Below are 20462 nucleotides of genomic sequence, written 5' to 3' on the forward strand. Positions count from 1 at the left end.
ACAAAAATAAATAAACCTGTCAGATTCTTTATTATGTTTTAGATAATAATTAAATTTGCTTCTTTAAAATATTGAAACAATAATTATGGAGTCACACACGGAACGAATTTTGATTACTGGCGCATTAGGCCAGATAGGTACTGAATTATGCATTAGATTAGCAGCGATATACGGAAGAGAAAACATATTCGGGCTTGGGCTGGAAGATGAAAGTAAAGCCGTTGATTCTGCAGCAGGTACTTATGTCAAAATGGATGTGACTGATTCTGCATCAATCGAAAAATTTGTAGCTGAATATAAAATTACAACGGTATACCATTTAGCCTCTCTTTTATCGGGAACTTCAGAAAAGAATCCACCATTGGCATGGAGAATTAATGTAGATCCGCTAATTCATTTTCTGGAAATGGCAAAAGATAAAAAGATAAATAAGCTTTTCTGGCCAAGCAGTATTGCTGTATTCGGACGCGAAATTCCTAAAACCGATGTAGGACAGGAAGTTCCGTTAAATCCTTCTACGGTATACGGGATTTCTAAACTGGCGGGAGAGAAGTGGTGTGAATATTACCACAGCAAGTATGGTGTAGATGTAAGAAGTATCCGTTATCCAGGGCTTATTTCTTGGAAAGCTCCTGCAGGTGGTGGAACAACCGATTACGCTGTAGAAATTTTCTATAAGGCTATTGAAGATGGTAAATATACCAGCTTTATAAAAGAAGATACGGCAATGCCAATGCTGTATATGGACGATGCAATCAATGCAACACTAAAGTTAATGGATGCTCCTGCTGAGCAATTATCGGTAAGAACATCTTATAACCTTGGCGGTATGTCTTTTACTCCGGCAGAATTGGCGGCTGAAATTAAAAATGAAATGCCTACATTTGAAATAAGCTACGAACCTGATTTCCGTCAGGCGATTGCAGACAGCTGGCCTGCAAGCATAGATGATGCTGTAGCTAAGAAGGACTGGGGGCTGAAATATGATTTCGATATTACCTCTATGACTAAGGACATGTTAGAGAATTTAAAAAAGAAGTTGGTTAAAGCCTAAATGATATTATTAACATTCAATCTTCGAAGTTTTCAAGTCCCTACTGAAAAGCAGGGACTTTTTTCAATGAAAGAACTTGATGAGCTTAGTGTTAAGGGAACACAGAGCCTTCTGCGTATTTTAGAAAATGCTGAAATACAGGCCACTTTTTTTATCGAAAGTCATTTTGCAGAACGTAATCCGGAGCTTATAAAAAGCATTGTTGCGAAAAACTTTGGAATAGCCCATTGGTATACCGAAGAGAATACAGAGCAGTTGGCAGAATCTAAAAAGATATTGGAAGAGGTATCCGGTAAGAAGATCTTCGGAATCCGATATGCTCCCCATTGTGATGTTTCCGCTCAGGATCTTAAGAATTTGGATTATGTATACGATGCCAGCTTTGAACCACGGGATATATCCCAGTATCTCAAAAAGATAACCCGAAAAACAATCCAATATGTGAAGGATGATATTTTATATCTTCCGGTTTCACAATCTCCAATGACAAGATTGCCATTCAGTGATTTTTCTTTTCAGTTTTTACCATTGCGTTATTATGAGGGGATGGTACTGGAAACAGTCAATCAGGATGAGTATACCTTACTGTACTATTATCCATGGCAGTTTATGAATGTTAAATCTCCTGATTATGGATTACCTTTTTACAGAAAGTACAATTTAGGTGATAAAATGTATCATAAGTTCTCTGAATTCCTAAAGTGGATTAATGAAAACGATTTTGCCACAGCAACCCTAAGAGAATATTTTTTCTAATCTCATCTAAATTTGATATTCTGAAAGCATAATTTTCAGATAGGATTTAATAATCAAAAATAAACTGCATTTTGGATAAGATAAAAATCTCGGTAGAATATATAGAAAATGGCCCTGTTGTGAGATAGTTTTCTTCCAGAATACTTACTTTCTGGCACACCTGTTTTTACACAGATCAGGCTCCTCCGGAGCTTCATTCTAACTTCTCCTGATTTCTCCTATCACGATTGTACAGAAAATAGAGTTCATCATTATGAGTGAGGAGCTCCGTTAGGAGCTTTATCTCTATAGAATATAATTCTGAAAATCCGAAGCGTTCCGGAGGAACGCTATCTTAATAAGGGAAGCAAAAATCCTTCAGATGAAAAATCAAAAACTTCAGATTACTATCCAAACAGAATCTCTCATCTTCGTATTAGCCGAGCTTTGCTTAGTTTCCAACTTTTGAGCCTGATCCTGCTTTTTCTTTATTTATAACAGATATGTTATAGTATATATGTGTCATTGATTTTAATGAGGAATAAAGAATAAATTTGAATGATATTTACATAATGAAAAAATATATTATTCTTTGTTTTTTATTTTTTAGTTTTATTTTGTTTTCTCAACAGAATAAAGATATTGTTAAGGAGTCTACCTATTATTTTTCATTAAATCAGGATCAGAATTTTAAAGGATATGGAGCTGATTTTATAATGAATAAAATTATAGAATCACAATTTTTCTTAATCGGTGAACAACATAACATACATTCAATCGAAACATTGATAACTTCTTTAATTCCTCTTTTTAAAGAAAACGGATATAATCATTATATTACTGAAATAGGTCCAATAGCAGCGAAGAAGCTTACTGAACTTGCCGAAAGTCCGCTCCCATTAAAAGACTATTACACTAAATATTCATCACAGATAAATTTGCCACCTTTTGGATTCTTTGGTACCAAAGAGGAGGAAAAAACACTTCAACAGCTAAAAAAATATAGCATTAGTCTTAGTGGAATTGATTTTGAGAGTTATGGTTCCTATCTTTTTCTTATTGATGAGCTTTATAAAAATTCGGATAAAGGAAAAGTGTCTATAGATTTGTATGGTAAAGTTTATTCTTTTGTTGAATCTCAATATAAAAACGGAAAAGATAATTACAACCTCCATTTAATGAGTCATTTATTGGCTTCGAAAGAACTGAAAGAATTTATAATGCTTTCTAAGAACGAGATAAATACTCCCATAATAACACAATTTGAATTATCATTAAATATAAATCATCAAATAACTTTGGGCTTTTGGCAGAGAAGAGTTGATAATATGAAAAGTAACTTTGCCAGATATTATTCTGATCAAAGTACTAAAAAACCTCCTGTTAAAGCTTTTATTAAATTAGGTGCTGTTCATACGGCAAGAGGGACAGGTTTTAGTGGAAATTTAGAAGTTGGTAACATGATATATGAACTGGCAAATGTTAATCGGTCAAAGTCATTTTCTATTATAACTTTTCCAAGATTTGTCCTGAATGAAAAAATAGGAAAAGTAGAAGATTTAGTTGAAGATGAAGACAAAGAGCTTTTGAAATATACCTCTCTGAATCAATGGACTGTCATAGATCTCTGCAAACTGGAAGAGTTAAGTATTCAGAATAGTATTAAGCTAAGTAAAGATTTTATTAATTATATTGAAAAATATGATGCTATTGTTATTCCACCTGCTACAAAATATTCTGAGAAAATATACTAAACGAATAGTAGCTATATTGTTATGGTAAATTATAAGATTAAAAGGCAACTATATTTTAAAAAAAATCACACTATGAAAATAGTGTGATTATATACTATTGAAGCATCTTAGCTTAATTCAAATACTGTGATTTCTGGTTTTACGCCGACTCTTCCCGGATATCCAATAACACCAAATCCACGGTTAACATAAAGGTATTTACCCATCGATTCATATAAATCTGCCCATTTAGGATATTTATATTGTACCGGAGACCATTTAATGTTCTTTAAGTCTAATCCAAACTGCATGCCGTGCGTATGTCCGGATAAAGTTAAATGAATATTAGACGGGTGTTTCTTTACAATCTCGTCAAAGTGAGTAGGATCGTGAGACATTAGAATCTTGGCAGCATCTGCAGGTATTCCCTGTGTTGCTTTGTCCAGATCTCCATATTGCGGGAATGGAGGAAGACCCCAGTTTTCAACACCTACGATATAAAGTTTTTCTCCGTTTTTTTCAATAATTCTAAACTCGTTACGAAGCATATCGAAACCAGCCTGTTTTTCAAGTTCTATAAGTTTTGGAATGTTTTGATCGTGTTCTGCCTGACTTTTCCATGTTCCATAACCACCATAATCATGATTACCAAGAACTGCCAGTTTTCCGTCCTTAGATCTTATAGTGGAGAACAGTTTTACAAAAGGAACAAACTCTTCGGCATAAGCATTTACCATATCTCCCGTAAACAAGATAAGATCAGCATTTTGCTCATTAATCATGTCTATTGCATGCTGCAATTTAGCAGGATCGGAAAAGCTTCCGCTGTGTACATCTGAGATTTGCAGGACTTTATAGCCTTTAAAACTTTTAGGAAGATTCGGGATTTTTACCTTAATGTTTCTTACAAAATATCTGTATTTGCCCCATACTATGCCGTCGAAGAAAGAATAGGAGAGTGCTGCTCCTAATCCTAATGCTGTCAGGCTTAAGAATTTTCGTCTTTCGGGGAAAGTTTTTGCAGGTTTTGTAAAACGCTGTAAGGTGTATTCTGCAACGCGAAAAATATCACCCAGAAGCAGAATAACAGCAATTAATACTTTCGGTACCAGAAACATGGTAAACAGAGCGGCAAGCCAATGTACTTTGGTCTGGTCTCTGGATCCCTTTTCGAAAGTAAGCATAAGGGTAATAATAATACCGTATAGCAGTACTGTTATTACCCAGTATGTTAATTTTATTTTTTTATTCTTAGTTATGTTTTTTATCGCCTGATATACATATAATTCTAATATCAGGATTACTCCGAAAACATAAGGGAAGATTTTTTGAATCATTCGTTTTTATAGATGAGGCAATTGATGTTCATGCCGGCACCTACTGAAGCCATGGCAACATAACCACCCTTCTTGAAAGAATGCCCTTGCATTTTGTCTTTTTTAATCAGATCATACATCGTAGGCACAGTTGCTACTGAAGAGTTACCAAATTCCTGAATAGTCATCGGAGCAATCTCTTCTCTGTATTCTTTACCGTAAAGTTTGAATAGTCTGTGGATAATAGCGTGATCCATTTTAGCATTCGCCTGGTGGATAAGGATTTTGTCGATATCATCGATGTCTAATCCAGCCTGACTGATGGTGTCTTTTATAGCATCCGGAACATTTTTAAGAGCGTATTCGTAAATTTTACGACCACGCATACGGATGAATAGTCTTTCTGGTCCTACTTCCGGATTCAGAGAACAACCATTGCTAAGGTAATCCAGCTCTGCATCGTTATCACAAATCGTACTGGAAGTAATAAATCCTTCTTCAGTATTTTCTTTAGCCTGCAGAATAACAGCTCCTGCTCCATCAGCAAAGATTAATCTGTCTCTGTCATATATATCTACTACACGGCTTAAGGTTTCTGTACCTACAACCAGAATAGTTTTTGCTCTTTTAGCCTGAATAAGGTCGTTGGCAAGGATCATTCCTTCTACCCATCCCGGGCAGCCAAAGATCATATCGTAATTAACACATTTGCGGTTTTTAATCCCCAGTTTACTTTTTATTCTTGCAGAAACTGAAGGCATAAAGTTAGCCAGTCCGTTCTGTGTAACTTCACCAAAGTTACTCGCCGCAATAACATAATCTATAGTTTCCGGATCTATTCCTGCTTCTTCAATAGCTTGTTGGGCCGCTTTAGCACCAATATCACTGTTTAAAAGGTCATCTGTAACATAACGGCGTCTTTCAATCTCCGTAATCTCAACAAACTTTTTTACAATCTCCTCATTAGATTTTTCAATCTTATTACCATTTTCATCATAGAAAACAGCGTCATTAAAGTATGATCCGTCAATTACTCTTTCAGGAAGGTAGTGACCGGAACCGGTGATTACACTTTTAAGCATCAGTTTTTAATATATAAAAAGTAAATTATTAATAGTTGGCAAAGGTAAGAATTAAATATATATAATAGTGAAAACAAAATTATTATTAACTTTGCAGAGCTTATTTTTGACGTATGAAGAAGCTTGGTGCATCGGCGAAAGGCCTTATTTTTTCAGTGTTGGCTGCGGTCGTGGCTTTTGCTGTTTACTATATCTATTTAAAAAAAGAAAACCATTACCTGGTAGACAATCCCACTCCTGATACTTTTTACTTTAAAGTGAATAACGGGGAAGAGAATATTATTGCTTCCGGACAATATGTAACAGTAGACCTTAATAAAGGTCAGAATAGTATAAAAGTATTTGATAAGAACAAGAAAATGCTTTATGATTCTGCTTTCACTGTAAACAAGCTGCGTGGTCTGCTAAATATAGCCCACAAGGACTATTATGTAAACAGACAATATTACGGATACAATCTGAACAAAGATTCGCTTCGGGCAAAACATAATATTGTTGTAGACGGAGAAACTCTTTTTACCGATGCTAAGAAGATAAACAAACTGTATACTGAAGATTTCTATTACAACATCAATGAAGAATATGATAAGGTAATTAAGAATATCCAGAAGGTAGAATCCAGAACGAAAATATTCAGAAAGCAGGACTTCTTAAACTACTACAAAGATTATTATAACGAATAAAAACAATATTTTGGAACATAATACAATAACCCCATATAATTCAGAACAAAGTAAGAAAAATCAGGTAGAGGAAATGTTCGATAACATTGCCCCTAAATATGATTTACTTAACCATGTTTTGTCTATGAAGATAGATGTTACATGGAGAAACAAGTTGGTAAAGTGGCTTAAAATTGACAGCCCAAACAGAATTCTGGATGTAGCAACAGGTACAGGAGATCTGGCACTGACCATACAAAAAGGAACAGGTGCTGATGTTGTAGGGTATGATCTGTCCCAGCAAATGTTGAATGTAGGGGTGGAGAAAGTGAAAAAAGCAGGACTTCAGAACAAGATTCAGATGATAAAAGGAGATGCAGAGCATATGCCTTTCAAGGATAATGAGTTCGATGCAATTACAGCTGCATTTGGTGTAAGAAACTTCGAAAATCTGGAAAAGGGTCTTGGAGAAATGAAGAGAGTTGTAAAAACAAACGGAAACGTATTTATTTTGGAATTTTCCAAAGTTGAAGGTTTCTTGGGGCCGTTTTACATGTTTTATTTTAAAAATATTCTGCCGAATATAGGAAAGCTTATTTCTAAAGACAGCCGCGCATATACATATCTGCCGGATTCTGTAAATGCCTTCCCTTATGGTGAGAAGATGAAAAACATATTGCTGAATGTAGGATTTTCTAAAGTTGAATATAAAAAACTGACTTTCGGAATTGCAACTATTTATAAAGCAACAAAGTAAAAAATAAACAAATCAGCTTTATCTATTGGGGCGATAGGCTGATAAAATAAAATTGAAGTAAACATTAACAAATGTTAAATTAATTTGTTACTTTTGCTTTTAGGTTAGAATTATAAACTTCGAAAATGCTGAAGGATTTAGAAAGCAATTTTGTATCACTGGAGAAAAAGATTCTTAGGTTAACAGCTAATTATAAGAATCTTTCAGAAAAATATGCAGAGCTTTCGGATAAATATGAAAAGCTGAGGACGAAATATGAAGATGAAAGCAGCAAAAATGAAGAATTACAGGAAGAACAGAGAAGAATAAAATTAATGTCTGCTATATCAGGTAATCCGGAACATAACCGATTGATGAAAAATCACATCAACAGGTTGGTAAAAGAGATAGATTCTTGTATAGCGCAACTTCAAAACACAGGCATATAATGGATTTTAGAAGAATAACCATCAATATAGCCGGAAGAAACTATCCGTTGAACGTTCCCGCAGCTGAGGAAGAAACACTACGTAAGGTTGGGAAGCAGATAGAGGATATGATAAAGGAATTTGAAGCGAATTTCGCCGTTAATGATAAACAGGATGCTTTAGCAATGTGCGCCCTAAGACTGGGAACCAATGCGGAGATCAATAAGCTTAATGACGAAAAGAATATAAGCATTTCGAATGAAAAGTTAATTCATTTGAATAATTTATTGCAAAACGAATTAGAGGAATTATAATATTCGTCTTTTAACGACTGCCTACATTAGTTCTAACACAAGCAGGTAAACTCAACGCAAACAATTTGCCGAGCGAATGTTTACTGAATGGCGTGCCGGATTTATCCGGATTACAGACAGTAAAAATCAGCTCAAATCGTGTAGATTCGGAGTTTACTCTAATCATAGAGCTGATGTGGGCTTTTTTTATGGTGTAAAAACAGAAACAAAAAAGGAAATAAAAAAAGAAAATTAAACTATATATATGACAACCACTATTATCATTGTCGGCATTCTATGCCTCGTTATAGGAGCACTGGTTGGCTTTTTACTATCAAAAAGTTCGCTAAACTCCAAAGCCCGATTTATTATTGAAGATGCTAAAAAAAGTGCAGAAAATCTTATAGAAAAAGCGACTGTACAAGCTGAAAGTATAAAAAAGGAAAAAAATGTACAGGCTAAAGAAAAATTTCTTGAATTAAAAGCCGAGCATGACAGTAATATTCAGCAGCGTGAAAAGAAAATGCAGGAGGCTGAAAAAAGAACAAAGGACAAAGAAAATAAGCTTAATGATGAGCTTTCTAAAGTCGGGAAATTAGAGAAAGATCTTACCCGTCAGAATCAGGATCTGGAAAAGAAAATTGAGCAAATGGAGATCCGCCAGCAGGAATTAGCTGCTGCTACTGCTCAGAAAGTTGAATTATTACAAAAGATTTCAGGATATTCTGCTGATGAAGCTAAGGCTGAATTGGTAGAGGCAATGAAAGGAGAAGCTAAATCCAAAGCACAGGCTTTTGTTACCAATGTAATGGATGAAGCAAAATTGAATGCGAAAAACGAAGCTCGTAAAATTGTTATTCAGACCATTCAGAGAATTGGTACAGAGCAGGCAATTGAAAACTCTGTTTCTGTATTCAACATCGAATCCGATGAAATTAAAGGTAGAATTATCGGCCGTGAAGGGCGTAACATCAGAGCTTTGGAAGCTGCTACAGGAGTAGAAATTATTGTAGACGATACTCCGGAAGCTATTTTGCTTTCATGTTTTGATCCGGTAAGAAGAGAAATTGCAAGATTATCTTTACACCGCTTAGTTACCGACGGACGTATTCACCCGGCAAGAATTGAAGAAGTTGTAAACAAAACAACGAAACAAATCGAGGAGGAGATTATTGAAGTAGGTAAGAGAACAATCTTAGATTTAGGTATCCACGGTCTTCACCCGGAATTAGTGAAGATTGTAGGTAGAATGAAGTACCGTTCTTCATACGGGCAAAACTTATTGCAACACTCCAGAGAAGTAGCAAATATTGCTGCTACAATGGCTGCAGAATTAGGATTAAATGTTAAACTGGCTAAGAGAGCAGGTTTATTACATGATATAGGTAAAGTTCCGGAGCAGGAATCTGAACTTCCACACGCACTTTTAGGAATGCAGTGGGCAGAGAAGTTTGGTGAAAATCCAGAAGTTATTAATGCAATTGGAGCTCACCACGATGAAATCGAGATGACATCTTTATTATCTCCGATTATTCAGGTTGCCGATGCTATTTCAGGTGCAAGACCTGGCGCGAGAAGACAGGTACTGGAATCTTATATGCAGAGACTTAAAGATCTTGAAGCTGCAGCATTAAGCTTCGACGGAGTATCTAGTGCGTTTGCAATTCAGGCAGGTAGAGAACTTCGTGTAATGGTAGAGAGCGGTAAAGTGAATGACGATGTAGCGGCACAGCTTTCCTATGATATCTCTGAGAAAATTCAGAATGAATTGACATATCCTGGACAGGTAAAAGTAACGGTAATCCGTGAAACAAGAGCTGTAAATATCGCAAGATAACAGACTGAGTTACTCAACTAAATTATAAATATAAAGCACCGCTATTGCGGTGCTTTTTTATGTTTAAATGATTATATTCGCTAAAAAAGAGTGTATATGACCAGAATTTGTTTCACAGCTGATAGTTTTGATATTAACGGAAATTCCATAGCTCTTCCGCTGCCTATAAAGGAACTGGAAAGTATCCTGGGTGAAGCCCGTGTTTTTACCGGAGAGCATAATACCGTTTATACATGGTCGGAATTAGGACTAAAAGCATATTCTAAGGAAGGAAATTTGGCGGAGACTGTTGATGTAGTTTTCGAGGCAGAGGATTATGAGCATTCACCGGAAAAGGTTTTTACCGGCGAGCTCTTACTAAACGGAACAGATATAAAAGAGTATTATATCAATAATAAAGATAAGCGGGTAAAATTATGGGATGATGATCCAAACGGAGCATTTATTTTTAATAACCATAGTTTATGGCTGGATATAGAAGACGGAGTATTCAATACAGTTTCTATAGAAGCCTATACAAAAGGAGAGGTGAAGACTTTGGAATCATTACCATTGGATGCAGGATTCGAAGATTTAGCTGTAATTTGGAGTAAGTGGATTGCTATCATCAAAGAATATGTAGATGAGGACAATGCGTATTATAACCTTACCCATGGTATTACCGCCGGACAAATTCATGAAACAGAAGTGCAGCTGGAGGTACCGTTACCCGGGGTTCTGTTGAATTTCTATAAAGTGCATAATGTAAGATGGAATGCAGTAACTTCAGCTTTTAGCTTTAGTGTAAACGGATGGAGCTACGATTTGTTACCATTCGAAAAAATTATAGATGAATGGGAAGAAATACAGGACTTAAATGATGATGAAGTATTGGGGGCAGAAATGAAAGCTGGGTATTCTGATAAAGTAAAGGCTGTTAACTATGCAAATCCAAAATGGATTCCTTTTGCGGAAGGGCGAAATGGTGATTACTTACTAATTGATACGGATCCAAGCGAGAAAGGAAGTTTCGGACAAATTATCGAGTTACAGAATGAAGGTTGGACTAGAAGCGTAGTGGCTTCCTCGCTCGAAGAGGTGATAAGACAGGAGATAGAGATTATTAAAAGCGAAGGTAATAACAGGTTCGGATTTATTCAGGAAAATGGTAAGTTTTAATTTTCAGATATAAATATATAATCGGTATAAAATCCAAATAAAGATGAAATACAAGAGCTATTATTTAATGTTATTGGGCTTATTGCTTCCTTTGACTTTTAGTGGCCAACAAAAGGATTTAACAAAAGCTCCGTTTGAATGTGATTTACTAAAAGCTTATGCAGAACCTATAAAGGGGCTTAAATTTGAAAGATGCGAGGAACCTAAGGAACTTTCTCAACTTATGACAACCGCTTACTATAGCGTATCAGGTAAAGATCACGCAAGGATTGAGAAGCTTTTGCGGGAAAAATACAAAATGCCAAAACTAGTGCCTTTTATGGGAAATTATGAAACTGAGCACGGAGGTAGTGGTGTCATAAGAAAACAAGAAGGTGAGAACGGATCTCTATATGAACTTGATGTGAAAATGTCGGGTAAGATGAAGTCAGGAACAGATCCAAAAACCGGCAAGTATACTGTAGACACTAACAGTGATTTAGCGGAGTATACAGTTGCCGTTTCTATATGGGAATTATAAGTGCTGCAGAGTAGATTGATCATCGGAAAATTATTGTGAAAATAATCTACCCCTCCTAATGTAGCTACAAAAAGATCAAAAGAATTATAGATCTGATATAAGAGCCTGTTTAAATTTTATTGTTAATACTATTCGACAGGCTCAGAGTGATATTGCCTGTCCAAAATAGCTTCCTTTTAGGAGTGTCAGGCTGAGCCTGTCGAAGTCTAATATTTTTTTTGATCAAAATTTAAACAGGCTCTAAAAAGCTATGTCAGGTTTTAAACTTTGATAAGGCTGTGTTTTTTTTGATTTTATCCCGTTTTATTTAAATTCATTATCTTTAGTCTGGAAAACTAATATTATGAATGATAACTTTACAATTTCTTTTAGGAAAATAGTCTTTTTCCTTTTTCTTACATTCAGTTTGAATATAGCTTTTGGGCAGCAAAAACAATATAAGGTAGTGGCTTATATTTCTTCGGATAGTACCTCTTTAATGCAGTATGACCTGAAGAAAGTTACCCACCTTATTTACGGATTTGCCCATTTGGATAATGAAGGAAAGATTAGTATCAACAAGAAAAAAGACACTGTGATGCTAAAAACCTTTGCCGAATTAAAGAAAAAGCATCCCAAACTAAAAACAATGATCGCTTTAGGAGGGTGGACAGGATGTTTTACCTGTTCTGCAACATTCTCGGATAAGAACAAAAGAATAGAATTCGCAAAGTCAACAAAGGCATTTATCGATCACTTTAAACTGGACGGAATCGATTTAGACTGGGAATATCCTGCAATAAAAGGACCGCCAGAGCATTTGTACCAGGATCAGGATAAGCCAAATTTTACGGATCTTGTTATACAGTTGCGTAAAGAATTGGGCAAGACTAAACTGATTACATTTGCAGCTGGAGGATTTGGTGATTTCTTTGAGAAATCTATAGAATGGCAGAAGGTGAACCCGTATCTGGATTTTGTGAATCTTATGAGCTACGACCTTGTACATGGTTACTCCACCGAAACTGGTCATCAGTCGGCACTATATTCTAACAGATCTCAGGATGAATCTATAGACAGAGCTGTAGATTTTTTCAGGAAGTATAAATTTCCTTTAAATAAAGTTGTTGTTGGTGTACCTTTCTACACGAGATATTTTCAAGTTGAAGATACAAATGATAATGGCTTGTTTAAAGCTGCAAAATTTGTAAGTGGCAAGGACTATAAAAACAACAAAGACACTATGGAATCCGATGGTTTTGTTGCTTACTGGGATTCTACAGCATCAGTACCTTACTGGTTTAATGCGGAGAAAAAGCTTTTTGCTACAGGTGACAATAAAAAATCGATTAAAATAAAAACAGATTATATTAAAAAACAACGCTTGGGCGGTATTATGTTCTGGGAACTTGCAAGTGATGCCCCTACAGACGGATTGCTGGATGCAATTCAGTTTTAAAACATATAAACCCTGTTTTTGACGGGGTTTATTTTCATCTAAAGGTTTTGAAAGTATTTTTCTATAGATTATTCAGTAATTTATCAGAACTCCATACTGTAGCAAATTCGTCATTCAGATTGGCAAGAGCTGTTAGATGGATTAATTCTGAATCATATTTTTCACCATTAATTCCTGTTCTGTTGAAGGTTGCAGTAGCATCGGATATTAAATAAGTTTCATATCCATAGTTACCAGCCATTCTTGTTGTGGTAGATACGCAATGGTTGGTGGTAATACCTGCAATCACCAGCGTATTTATTCCCGCTTTGTCCAGTCTTTCTTTCAGATCCGTTCCTATAAAAGCACTGTTCACTTCTTTTGTAATAACAGGTTCATTATCTATAGGTAGAACATATTCATTGAACTCAAACCCGGGATTTGATTCATGTAATTTTGAATTAGGATTTACAGAACTATGTCGGATATGGAATATAGGTAGATTCAGTTCCCGCCATTTGTTCAGGATTGTACCACTTATCTCTTCGGCATTTTTATTATTTCTGTTGCCTCCCCAGTATTCTTCATCCAGAAATCCTTTTTGAATATCGATTAAAATAAGAGCTGGTTTCTTTTCCCGTAATTTCATGTAATAATTTTAAGTAGATTTTATTTACAATCAATGGTTAATTGATGGAAGAGATTTCCATTCATGTTCTATGTTCTCCATCAGAAGTGCATTATCAAATTGTATTGTTCCCTCCGGGAAAATGTTTCTGTCCTCAAAAAAACTTGACCTAATATTTATGACTTCCAAAGGTTTTACTTCCCATTTATAGGTTTCCAGTTTTAAACCTTCAAAATCATTACCATTAGGAGAGTAGCCTGCAGAGCCCTTTTTAAAAAAGTCAGAGACATTATCAATAGTTTTAAAAATAGAATCTTTATTCAGTTTGTCCGATAATTTTGCATCTATTTCAATAGTTGTATGATCAGAGCTTACAAAGTCTAAATGATAATGATTGTCCTTTTCATCGACATTAAATTTGGCCAGATAATGCTTTCTGGGAAATATTTTTCCACCGATAAGAGAGTTTAACCTAAGCGAGGTATCTCTGCGTGGAATATAAACACCTTCCTTAGTTACATTATCTTCCTCCCATTCCACAGCAATTCGGTGAGCTCCATTTTCCGAATTTACTCCTATAATATCGGGAAACCCTTTAGGCTTTATGTTTTTTAATCTTATTAAGCAGATTCCAACTATAGCTTTCCCGTTATATAGCTTAGGTCTGAAAGGTTTTGGTAGTATTTTGTGTACGTACTCCGGATCAGCAGTATAATTTGCGAGAATTCTTCTTTCTATAAATGCCGTGAATAGTTGGTATTTTCATTCAGAATAAAATTAAAATTTATGGAGTTAGAATAAACTTTGTATAAAACTTTTTGCTTCAATATATTCAATGTGACAGCTTTGTGGAATTTCTGTTCCGGTTTTATCAAAGAAATGTATAATGAGAAACTGCATTAGATTTTGTGGATGTTCCTGTCGCTTTTTAAAACTGTATTTTTTCTTCTGATCCAGTGGTTGTATTTTTAGCATCTGCTCAGTAACCTGAAAAGTACTCTGTTCCATATCGGTATCAATATTTTTCCATTCAGCACTGAATTGTACAGCATTTTTTGGAAAGACAACAAATTCCAGACTATGTTTTTCCGGATCAAAAGAAATGGCTGATGCATCGTGCTCATTCCATTGAAATCCTTTCATTAGGGCTAATCCTTCGTTATTCAACAATCCTTTTTCAGTAGTTTTCTTTCCTGGCTGAGATTCCGGATCATGTTTCATAATATCATACAGCAATTTAGCAACCCGGCGGTGGATATTTTTATCCTGTATATTTTTCAGTTCATTTTCCAGAGCCGTCCGTAAAAGTTTTCCCATGCGGGAACATCTTCCGAATTCCGAGGCATTCTGGGTAACTTTACTGTATTTGGGATCGTTTTTAAGATCGCCTTTTTTGAAACCGCCTGCCCGGCGGATTACCAGTTTACCATTCATCTGGTAGAAAGAATAGCCTTCTTTCATGGCTTCACGGATAAGGTCTCTGTTAATTTCCATATCTGCTGTTTTTACAAATGTATATATTTTTTCAGTATAGATATAGTATAGAGGTACTTACGAATTAAATTTGTTGAATTCCAACTGCCAAAACTTTTCCTTAAATTTGTATTCCTAAAAATTGTAGACACGGAATGGATTATCTGAAAGGACTTAATGAATCACAATACGAAGCGGTAACAACTATCCAGGGACCATTGATGGTATTAGCGGGAGCGGGTTCCGGAAAAACCAGAGTACTTACCATGCGTATTGCTCATCTTATACAAAATGGTGTAGATCCTTTCAATATTCTGGCACTAACCTTTACCAATAAAGCAGCACGAGAGATGAAAGAGCGTATTGCAAGGGTAGTGGGAGATAGCGATGCTAAAAGTATATGGATGGGAACATTTCACTCCATATTTGCCAGAATACTCCGTATGGAAGCACATTACCTTGGATTTCCATCTAATTTTACAATTTATGACAGTCAGGATGCACTGAATGTTATAAAAAAAGTGCTGAAAGAAATGTCTATCGATTCAGATCTGTATAAACCGAAAAAAGTACTGAACCGAATTTCTCAGTATAAAAACAATCTGATTACAGTAAATGCCTATTTCAACAATCCGGAACTGATGGAAGCTGATGCAATGGCTAATATGAAGCTGTTAGGTGAAATTTACCGGAAGTATGTTGAAACCTGCTACAAGTCCGGTGCAATGGATTTTGATGATTTGTTGTTACGTACCAACGAGCTTCTAACCAGGTTTCCGGAAGTGCTGGCAAAATATCAGGACAGATTCCGTTACATATTGGTAGATGAGTACCAGGATACCAACCATTCCCAGTATCTTATTGTAAAAGCATTGGCTTCTAAATTCGAGAATTTGTGTGTGGTAGGAGATGATGCACAGTCCATCTATGCATTCCGTGGTGCAAATATCTACAACATTCTGAACTTTAAAAAAGATTATCCGGATGCGATTACTGTTTCTCTGGAACAGAATTACCGTTCTACGCAGAATATTGTAAACGCTGCAAATGATGTTATTGCTAAAAATCAGCAGCAGTTTAAGAAAAATGTTTTCAGTGAAAATGAACCCGGAGATAAAATACAGGTTTACCGGAGTCTCTCCGATGCAGATGAAGCCAACTTCGTTGCTGCACAGATCTTGGAAAACAGTATGCGAAATCAGCGTAAATACAGTGATTTTGCAATTCTATATAGAACCAACTCTCAGACTCGTGCATTTGAAGATGCATTGAGAAGAAAGAACATTCCGTATAAAGTATATGGTGGACTTTCATTCTACCAGAGAAAAGAAATCAAAGATTTGATTGCTTATTTAAGACTTCTGGTTAATGAAAACGATCAGGAAGCTTTGCTTCGTATTATCAATTATCCAACAAGAGGTATCGGTGAAACAACGCAGAATAAACTAATTGTTACTGCCGATCAACTGAATATTTCGATGGCTGAATTACTGAATAACCTTCAGATGTATGGGCCACAGACAGGGTTTAATGCAGGTACACTCAACAAGCTTTCAGAATTCTGGAATATGATCAAAGCCTTTCAGGTGATGATGAAGACAGAAACCGTTTATCAGGTGGCTATGGATGTTGCACAGAAGAGCGGACTACTAAAGCTACTAAAGGACGATCAGACTCCCGAAGGTGTTTCCCGTATGGAGAATATTCAGGAATTAATGAACTCCTTACAAGGATTTATTGAAGAGCAACAACAATTAGAAGACGGTGATCCCGGCCTTTCTAATTTCCTTGAAAATATTGCACTTTCTACAGATACTCAGGATAAAGACGATGACAACAATAAAGTCTCCTTAATGACCATTCACTTGTCAAAAGGTTTGGAATTTCCAGTGGTACATATTGTAGGGCTGGAAGAGAATCTTTTCCCTTCGTTTATGAGTGCTAACACCCGAGAAGAGTTGGAAGAAGAAAGACGTTTATTTTATGTAGCGCTTACAAGAGCTGAAAAACAGGCTATATTTTCGTATGCAGTTTCCCGTTTTCAGTGGGGTAAAATTACAGATTCCGAACCAAGCCGTTTCTTGAGCGAAGTAGATACAATGTATCTGGATTTCCTTAATCCGGCAACTGATACACGATTCAGAAATTCTTCAGGACTTACCTCTAGTCTTTTTGACGATGCACCACCTCCACGCCTGGTGAAGAAAGATACTCCGAAGAAGTTAACGCCTTCTCCGGCTTTAACACCTAAAAACCTGAAACCTGTAGCTTCTGCTCAAATTAACAATCCATCTGGTGGAACTACAGATCATATTGAAGTAGGGAATATGGTACGACATGACCGTTTTGGAGTGGGAGAAGTTGTCTTCCTGGACGGAACCGATCCGCAAAATATAAAAGCAAAAGTATTGTTCCAGCATGAAGGTGAGAAAAACCTGATTCTGAAATTCGCAAAGCTGACGAAAATTTCCTAAGAGAATTTAGAGATAAAAAATAGCCTGTCAAATTTGATCTGACAGGCTATTTTTATTTTACACCAGGAATAACGATCAAGCTTTGGTTGCCGGTGCTGTTTACTGCCTGAACGGCAAAGAAACAATTATCTTTAGAATACGGCAATTTTATAAATGTTTCTTTTGTGAAAAATTTCTTTTGCCATACCGAAGAATCTGTTTCACGCATTAAAACATAATATCCGGTTACTTCACCCGATTTAGGCTTCTCCCAGGAAAGCGAAGTATAATTGGTGAGTTCTTTTACTTCCATTTTTACATTCTCAGGTTTTGAGGGTGATTTTGCCAGATTAGCCAATACAGAAACATTTACTCCTACATTCTTTTTGAAGTAATCGAAATCAATAAACTCGGGTAAATCTCCGTATTGTTTTCCGTTTTCCTTGCGGATATCCTGATGCTGATGGTCGAAATTTTCATTGTATTCAGTAAGCCTTACAGCGGAATAGCCTCTTTCTACAAAGGGAGAGTGATCACCTCCTCTTAGAAATCTGTCATTTCTATATATAAGTTTTACCTGGAGATTATCTACATAACGTTCACCCGTTTCTTTTATATATCTTGCCAGTTGTCGGGCATCGCCGTCATTTTCCAAACCAAGGCTTCTGATTCTCTGGGCTTTTTTATCCAACTCATATTGCGGTAAGCCCTCAGAAAATACTCTCAACTGGTGTGCATTAACCAGGTTGGTTTCGCTGGTCAGGTTATTAGAAATCATATCATTATTCAGAAGTGCTTCCAGTTGCCAGTTCTCATTTTTAACCTTTTCAGCCATCATTTTAGATCCTAATAAGCCTTGTTCCTCTCCGGAAAAAGCAACAAATATTATAGTTGCCGGAAATTTGGATTTACTCAGGATTCTTGCACTTTCTATTACTGCTGCAGTACCACTGCCATCATCGTTAGCCCCCGGAGCATTGTCTTTTGAATTCATTACATCGCTTACACGTGAATCCAGATGTCCGCTAATCATGAAAATCCGCTTATCACTAGGATCTGTTCCGTGTAGAATAGCAACAGGATTTCCTAAATCTGTTGGTTTATCAATCCTTTTACCATCTGGTTGTATTATCTGATTTTGTAGAAATACTTCCATTCTGCCATCTGTACTTCTGGCATAATCTTTAAACTTTCTCAAAACCCAGGTTCTGGCAGCACCGATTCCTCTCTTGGGATCCGTTACAGAACTCATGGTATGTCGGGTTCCGAAACCTACCAGCTTATTGATATGAGACTTTAGAGAATCTGTACTTACCTGTGAGACGTAATTGGCAATTTCGGCATCTTTAGAAATAACCTGTTGGGCAGAAAATGCAGCAGGAACAAAAATAATAGAGAGTATTAGTTTTTTCATGATCAGATATTAGCAAATTGAGTAGTATCGGGTAGAAGTATAGAATATATACTTCATAAAGAAACATTACAAAGAAAAATAAATTTTCACATATAAACTATATGTTCTGCCAGGATATTAAAGAAAATCATCAAAAGTCTTTAGGATAATAATTTTCATTTTTATTTAAATATGAAGTTGACTATATAGTTAGCTTCATATTTTTATTATATTTGTTATAAATAATACAGAGAATGGATTTTATTAAAACATTAGGATATAAGGCATTCGACAGCAGACTTAAGAGAATTAGTGATCGGATGTCGCATGATGTAAGGAAACTATACAAAGAAATTGATATAGATATAGAGCCTAACTGGTATCTTATTTTTATGTTACTACAGAATAAAGGAGAGATCTCAATTGCAGATATTGCAGAATCTTTAGGTTATTCGCATCCGTCAGTAGTTGTTATTGTAAAAAAAATGTCAGAAAAGGATTATTTACATATCCAAAAAGATAAGGATGATAAACGGAAACAACTGGTATCCTTATCGCCCAAAGCAACTGAAATATTACCCGAATTAGAACTAATCTGGCAAAGTTGCGAAAGTGCAATCTTAAAGCTTCTTTCGGATGACTTGGGTATTTTCTCTTATCTGGATGCGATTGATGCAGAGCTAAAAGTTAATTCCTTTTATAACAGATTTAAACAAGAATATCAAAAATCACTAAACACATGAGAACATTTATTTTTTTAGCCACATTGTTGTGTGCTAATATAATGCTGGTTTCTGCCACGCCAACCAAAATCATGATAAGGGCAAAAGCCAGAGATGCAAAATTTATCGGAAGTTCGCTTGGAGGTGCTTACATTATTGTAAGGGATAAGATAAGCCAGAAAATACTTGCTGAAGGAAAAACTACAGGCGGGACGGGAAATACAGATTTAATAATGAAAAATACCAAAGCAAGAGGTGCCTCTATTACCGATGCCCAGACCGCAGGGTTTACAGCAAACATCGATATTAGCGAACCTACTTTTGTAACGGTAGAAGTAATTTCTCCATTTAACAACAAACAGGCTCAGGCAAAGGTAAGCACCGAATTATGGGTAATTCCTGGGAAAGATATTTTAGGCGACGGGATTATACTGGAAATTCCGGGATACATTATTGATATACTAAAGCCCAGAACACATCAGTATATACCGTTGAAAACAATAAAAGATAAACCGTTTCAGTTCCAGGCAAATATTGTAATGATGTGTGGGTGTGTTATTGATAAAGGTGGCGTTTGGGATTCTGAAGAGATTGAAGTAAAAGGAATCTTAAAAAAAGACGGGAAATATGTAAAGGATATCAAAATGTCATGGATATCAACAAACCTTTTCGAAGGAGAAGATATGATTAACGTTCCCGGAAATTATGAGCTAACGTTGTACGCTTACCATGAAAAGACAGGTAATACCGGAGTAGATAAGGTAAATTATGTGGTTTATGAATAATAAACAATCAGTGTTTAGGCGAAAAATAGTTCTGTTT

The 20462-nt window shown here is 35.8% G+C and carries 20 protein-coding genes; 14 read left to right on the top strand and 6 right to left on the bottom strand.

The genetic code is table 11. The features are described 5' to 3' along the window. The first annotated feature begins 85 nt into the window (after positions 1-85). The 3 genes from BAZ10_RS01465 to BAZ10_RS01475 all read left to right on the top strand — a co-directional run bounded on the left by BAZ10_RS01465 (position 86) and on the right by BAZ10_RS01475 (position 3543). Positions 86-1054 carry an NAD-dependent epimerase/dehydratase family protein gene (locus BAZ10_RS01465; RefSeq protein ID WP_078770509.1) on the top strand — a complete coding sequence of 323 codons (969 nt, stop codon included), beginning with the start codon at positions 86-88 and terminating at the stop codon, positions 1052-1054. A 66-nt stretch (positions 1055-1120) separates the two neighbouring features. After that, a complete protein-coding gene (locus tag BAZ10_RS01470) occupies positions 1121-1810 on the top strand; it encodes a polysaccharide deacetylase family protein (RefSeq protein ID WP_245803714.1) in 690 nt (229 codons plus the stop codon). Positions 1811-2361: 551 nt separating this feature from the next. Beyond that, positions 2362-3543, top strand: coding sequence for a hypothetical protein (locus tag BAZ10_RS01475; protein ID WP_078770511.1), 1182 nt, complete (start codon positions 2362-2364; stop codon positions 3541-3543). 107 nt (positions 3544-3650) lie between these two features. Here the strand turns inward: BAZ10_RS01475 and BAZ10_RS01480 are convergent, their stop codons facing one another. Then, positions 3651-4859, bottom strand: a complete 1209-nt coding sequence (locus tag BAZ10_RS01480) for a metallophosphoesterase (protein WP_078770512.1) — start codon at positions 4857-4859, stop codon at positions 3651-3653. After that, a complete protein-coding gene (locus BAZ10_RS01485) occupies positions 4856-5920 on the bottom strand; it encodes a 3-oxoacyl-ACP synthase III family protein (RefSeq protein ID WP_009085157.1) in 1065 nt (354 codons plus the stop codon). Before BAZ10_RS01485 ends, BAZ10_RS01480 begins: the two co-directional genes overlap by 4 nt. Positions 5921-6033: 113 nt before the next feature. Between BAZ10_RS01485 and BAZ10_RS01490 the strand changes: the two genes are divergently transcribed. The 8 genes from BAZ10_RS01490 to BAZ10_RS01525 all read left to right on the top strand — a co-directional run bounded on the left by BAZ10_RS01490 (position 6034) and on the right by BAZ10_RS01525 (position 12992). Beyond that, on the top strand, positions 6034-6603 hold the full coding sequence (locus BAZ10_RS01490) for a DNA ligase-like domain-containing protein (RefSeq protein WP_078770513.1): 570 nt from the start codon (positions 6034-6036) through the stop codon (positions 6601-6603). A 10-nt stretch (positions 6604-6613) separates the two neighbouring features. Continuing rightward, positions 6614-7339, top strand: a complete 726-nt coding sequence (ubiE, locus tag BAZ10_RS01495) for a bifunctional demethylmenaquinone methyltransferase/2-methoxy-6-polyprenyl-1,4-benzoquinol methylase UbiE (RefSeq protein ID WP_078770514.1) — start codon at positions 6614-6616, stop codon at positions 7337-7339. A 125-nt stretch (positions 7340-7464) separates the two neighbouring features. Further along, entirely contained in the window at positions 7465-7767 is a 303-nt protein-coding gene (locus BAZ10_RS01500) for a hypothetical protein (RefSeq protein WP_034869133.1), read from the top strand. Beyond that, complete coding sequence (locus BAZ10_RS01505) at positions 7767-8060, top strand: cell division protein ZapA (RefSeq protein ID WP_009085149.1); 294 nt, start codon at positions 7767-7769, stop codon at positions 8058-8060. Before BAZ10_RS01500 ends, BAZ10_RS01505 begins: the two co-directional genes overlap by 1 nt. Positions 8061-8304: 244 nt before the next feature. Continuing rightward, on the top strand, positions 8305-9876 hold the full coding sequence (gene rny, locus BAZ10_RS01510; protein ID WP_078770515.1) for a ribonuclease Y: 1572 nt from the start codon (positions 8305-8307) through the stop codon (positions 9874-9876). A 96-nt stretch (positions 9877-9972) separates the two neighbouring features. Beyond that, positions 9973-11034 (top strand): SMI1/KNR4 family protein, encoded by a 1062-nt coding sequence (locus tag BAZ10_RS01515; RefSeq protein ID WP_078770516.1) that lies wholly within the window; start codon positions 9973-9975, stop codon positions 11032-11034. Between the two features lie 43 nt (positions 11035-11077). Beyond that, complete coding sequence (locus tag BAZ10_RS01520; protein WP_078770517.1) at positions 11078-11554, top strand: hypothetical protein; 477 nt, start codon at positions 11078-11080, stop codon at positions 11552-11554. 343 nt (positions 11555-11897) lie between these two features. Next, positions 11898-12992 carry a glycoside hydrolase family 18 protein gene (locus tag BAZ10_RS01525; protein WP_078770518.1) on the top strand — a complete coding sequence of 365 codons (1095 nt, stop codon included), beginning with the start codon at positions 11898-11900 and terminating at the stop codon, positions 12990-12992. A gap of 61 nt (positions 12993-13053) precedes the next feature. Here BAZ10_RS01525 and BAZ10_RS01530 read toward each other — a convergent pair whose 3' ends face one another. The 3 genes from BAZ10_RS01530 to BAZ10_RS01540 are packed head-to-tail and all read right to left on the bottom strand — an operon-like array spanning position 13054 to position 15093. Next, positions 13054-13620 carry a cysteine hydrolase family protein gene (locus BAZ10_RS01530; RefSeq protein ID WP_078770519.1) on the bottom strand — a complete coding sequence of 189 codons (567 nt, stop codon included), beginning with the start codon at positions 13618-13620 and terminating at the stop codon, positions 13054-13056. A 30-nt stretch (positions 13621-13650) separates the two neighbouring features. Then, entirely contained in the window at positions 13651-14337 is a 687-nt protein-coding gene (locus tag BAZ10_RS01535) for a DUF2071 domain-containing protein (RefSeq protein ID WP_317043637.1), read from the bottom strand. A gap of 54 nt (positions 14338-14391) precedes the next feature. Next, positions 14392-15093 (bottom strand): hypothetical protein, encoded by a 702-nt coding sequence (locus BAZ10_RS01540; RefSeq protein ID WP_078770520.1) that lies wholly within the window; start codon positions 15091-15093, stop codon positions 14392-14394. A gap of 134 nt (positions 15094-15227) precedes the next feature. On the opposite strand from BAZ10_RS01540, the gene BAZ10_RS01545 reads away from it, so the two are divergent. Then, complete coding sequence (locus BAZ10_RS01545) at positions 15228-17546, top strand: ATP-dependent helicase (RefSeq protein WP_078770521.1); 2319 nt, start codon at positions 15228-15230, stop codon at positions 17544-17546. 52 nt (positions 17547-17598) lie between these two features. Here the strand turns inward: BAZ10_RS01545 and BAZ10_RS01550 are convergent, their stop codons facing one another. Next, positions 17599-18939, bottom strand: coding sequence for a M28 family metallopeptidase (locus tag BAZ10_RS01550; protein WP_078770522.1), 1341 nt, complete (start codon positions 18937-18939; stop codon positions 17599-17601). A 233-nt stretch (positions 18940-19172) separates the two neighbouring features. Here BAZ10_RS01550 and BAZ10_RS01555 point away from each other — a divergent pair, with 233 nt between their 5' ends. After that, complete coding sequence (locus BAZ10_RS01555) at positions 19173-19661, top strand: MarR family winged helix-turn-helix transcriptional regulator (RefSeq protein ID WP_078770523.1); 489 nt, start codon at positions 19173-19175, stop codon at positions 19659-19661. After that, on the top strand, positions 19658-20425 hold the full coding sequence (locus BAZ10_RS01560) for a hypothetical protein (protein ID WP_078770524.1): 768 nt from the start codon (positions 19658-19660) through the stop codon (positions 20423-20425). The genes BAZ10_RS01555 and BAZ10_RS01560 overlap by 4 nt, the downstream gene beginning before the upstream one ends. Positions 20426-20462 lie beyond the last annotated feature (37 nt).

The organism is Elizabethkingia occulta (genome assembly GCF_002023715.1).
In the GTDB taxonomy this organism is placed as follows: Bacteria; Bacteroidota; Bacteroidia; order Flavobacteriales; family Weeksellaceae; genus Elizabethkingia; species Elizabethkingia occulta.

Coding starts and splice junctions, on each gene's coding strand:
- BAZ10_RS01480 (WP_078770512.1), bottom strand. CDS start 4,859: ATGATTCAAAAAATCTTCCCTTATGTTTTCGGAGTAATCCTGATATTA.
- BAZ10_RS01530 (WP_078770519.1), bottom strand. CDS start 13,620: ATGAAATTACGGGAAAAGAAACCAGCTCTTATTTTAATCGATATTCAA.
- BAZ10_RS01540 (WP_078770520.1), bottom strand. CDS start 15,093: ATGGAAATTAACAGAGACCTTATCCGTGAAGCCATGAAAGAAGGCTAT.
- BAZ10_RS01515 (WP_078770516.1), top strand. CDS start 9,973: ATGACCAGAATTTGTTTCACAGCTGATAGTTTTGATATTAACGGAAAT.
- BAZ10_RS01485 (WP_009085157.1), bottom strand. CDS start 5,920: ATGCTTAAAAGTGTAATCACCGGTTCCGGTCACTACCTTCCTGAAAGA.
- BAZ10_RS01545 (WP_078770521.1), top strand. CDS start 15,228: ATGGATTATCTGAAAGGACTTAATGAATCACAATACGAAGCGGTAACA.
- BAZ10_RS01475 (WP_078770511.1), top strand. CDS start 2,362: ATGAAAAAATATATTATTCTTTGTTTTTTATTTTTTAGTTTTATTTTG.
- BAZ10_RS01465 (WP_078770509.1), top strand. CDS start 86: ATGGAGTCACACACGGAACGAATTTTGATTACTGGCGCATTAGGCCAG.
- BAZ10_RS01500 (WP_034869133.1), top strand. CDS start 7,465: ATGCTGAAGGATTTAGAAAGCAATTTTGTATCACTGGAGAAAAAGATT.
- BAZ10_RS01525 (WP_078770518.1), top strand. CDS start 11,898: ATGAATGATAACTTTACAATTTCTTTTAGGAAAATAGTCTTTTTCCTT.
- BAZ10_RS01470 (WP_245803714.1), top strand. CDS start 1,121: ATGAAAGAACTTGATGAGCTTAGTGTTAAGGGAACACAGAGCCTTCTG.
- rny (WP_078770515.1), top strand. CDS start 8,305: ATGACAACCACTATTATCATTGTCGGCATTCTATGCCTCGTTATAGGA.
- BAZ10_RS01555 (WP_078770523.1), top strand. CDS start 19,173: ATGGATTTTATTAAAACATTAGGATATAAGGCATTCGACAGCAGACTT.
- BAZ10_RS01520 (WP_078770517.1), top strand. CDS start 11,078: ATGAAATACAAGAGCTATTATTTAATGTTATTGGGCTTATTGCTTCCT.
- BAZ10_RS01490 (WP_078770513.1), top strand. CDS start 6,034: ATGAAGAAGCTTGGTGCATCGGCGAAAGGCCTTATTTTTTCAGTGTTG.
- BAZ10_RS01505 (WP_009085149.1), top strand. CDS start 7,767: ATGGATTTTAGAAGAATAACCATCAATATAGCCGGAAGAAACTATCCG.
- BAZ10_RS01560 (WP_078770524.1), top strand. CDS start 19,658: ATGAGAACATTTATTTTTTTAGCCACATTGTTGTGTGCTAATATAATG.
- BAZ10_RS01550 (WP_078770522.1), bottom strand. CDS start 18,939: ATGAAAAAACTAATACTCTCTATTATTTTTGTTCCTGCTGCATTTTCT.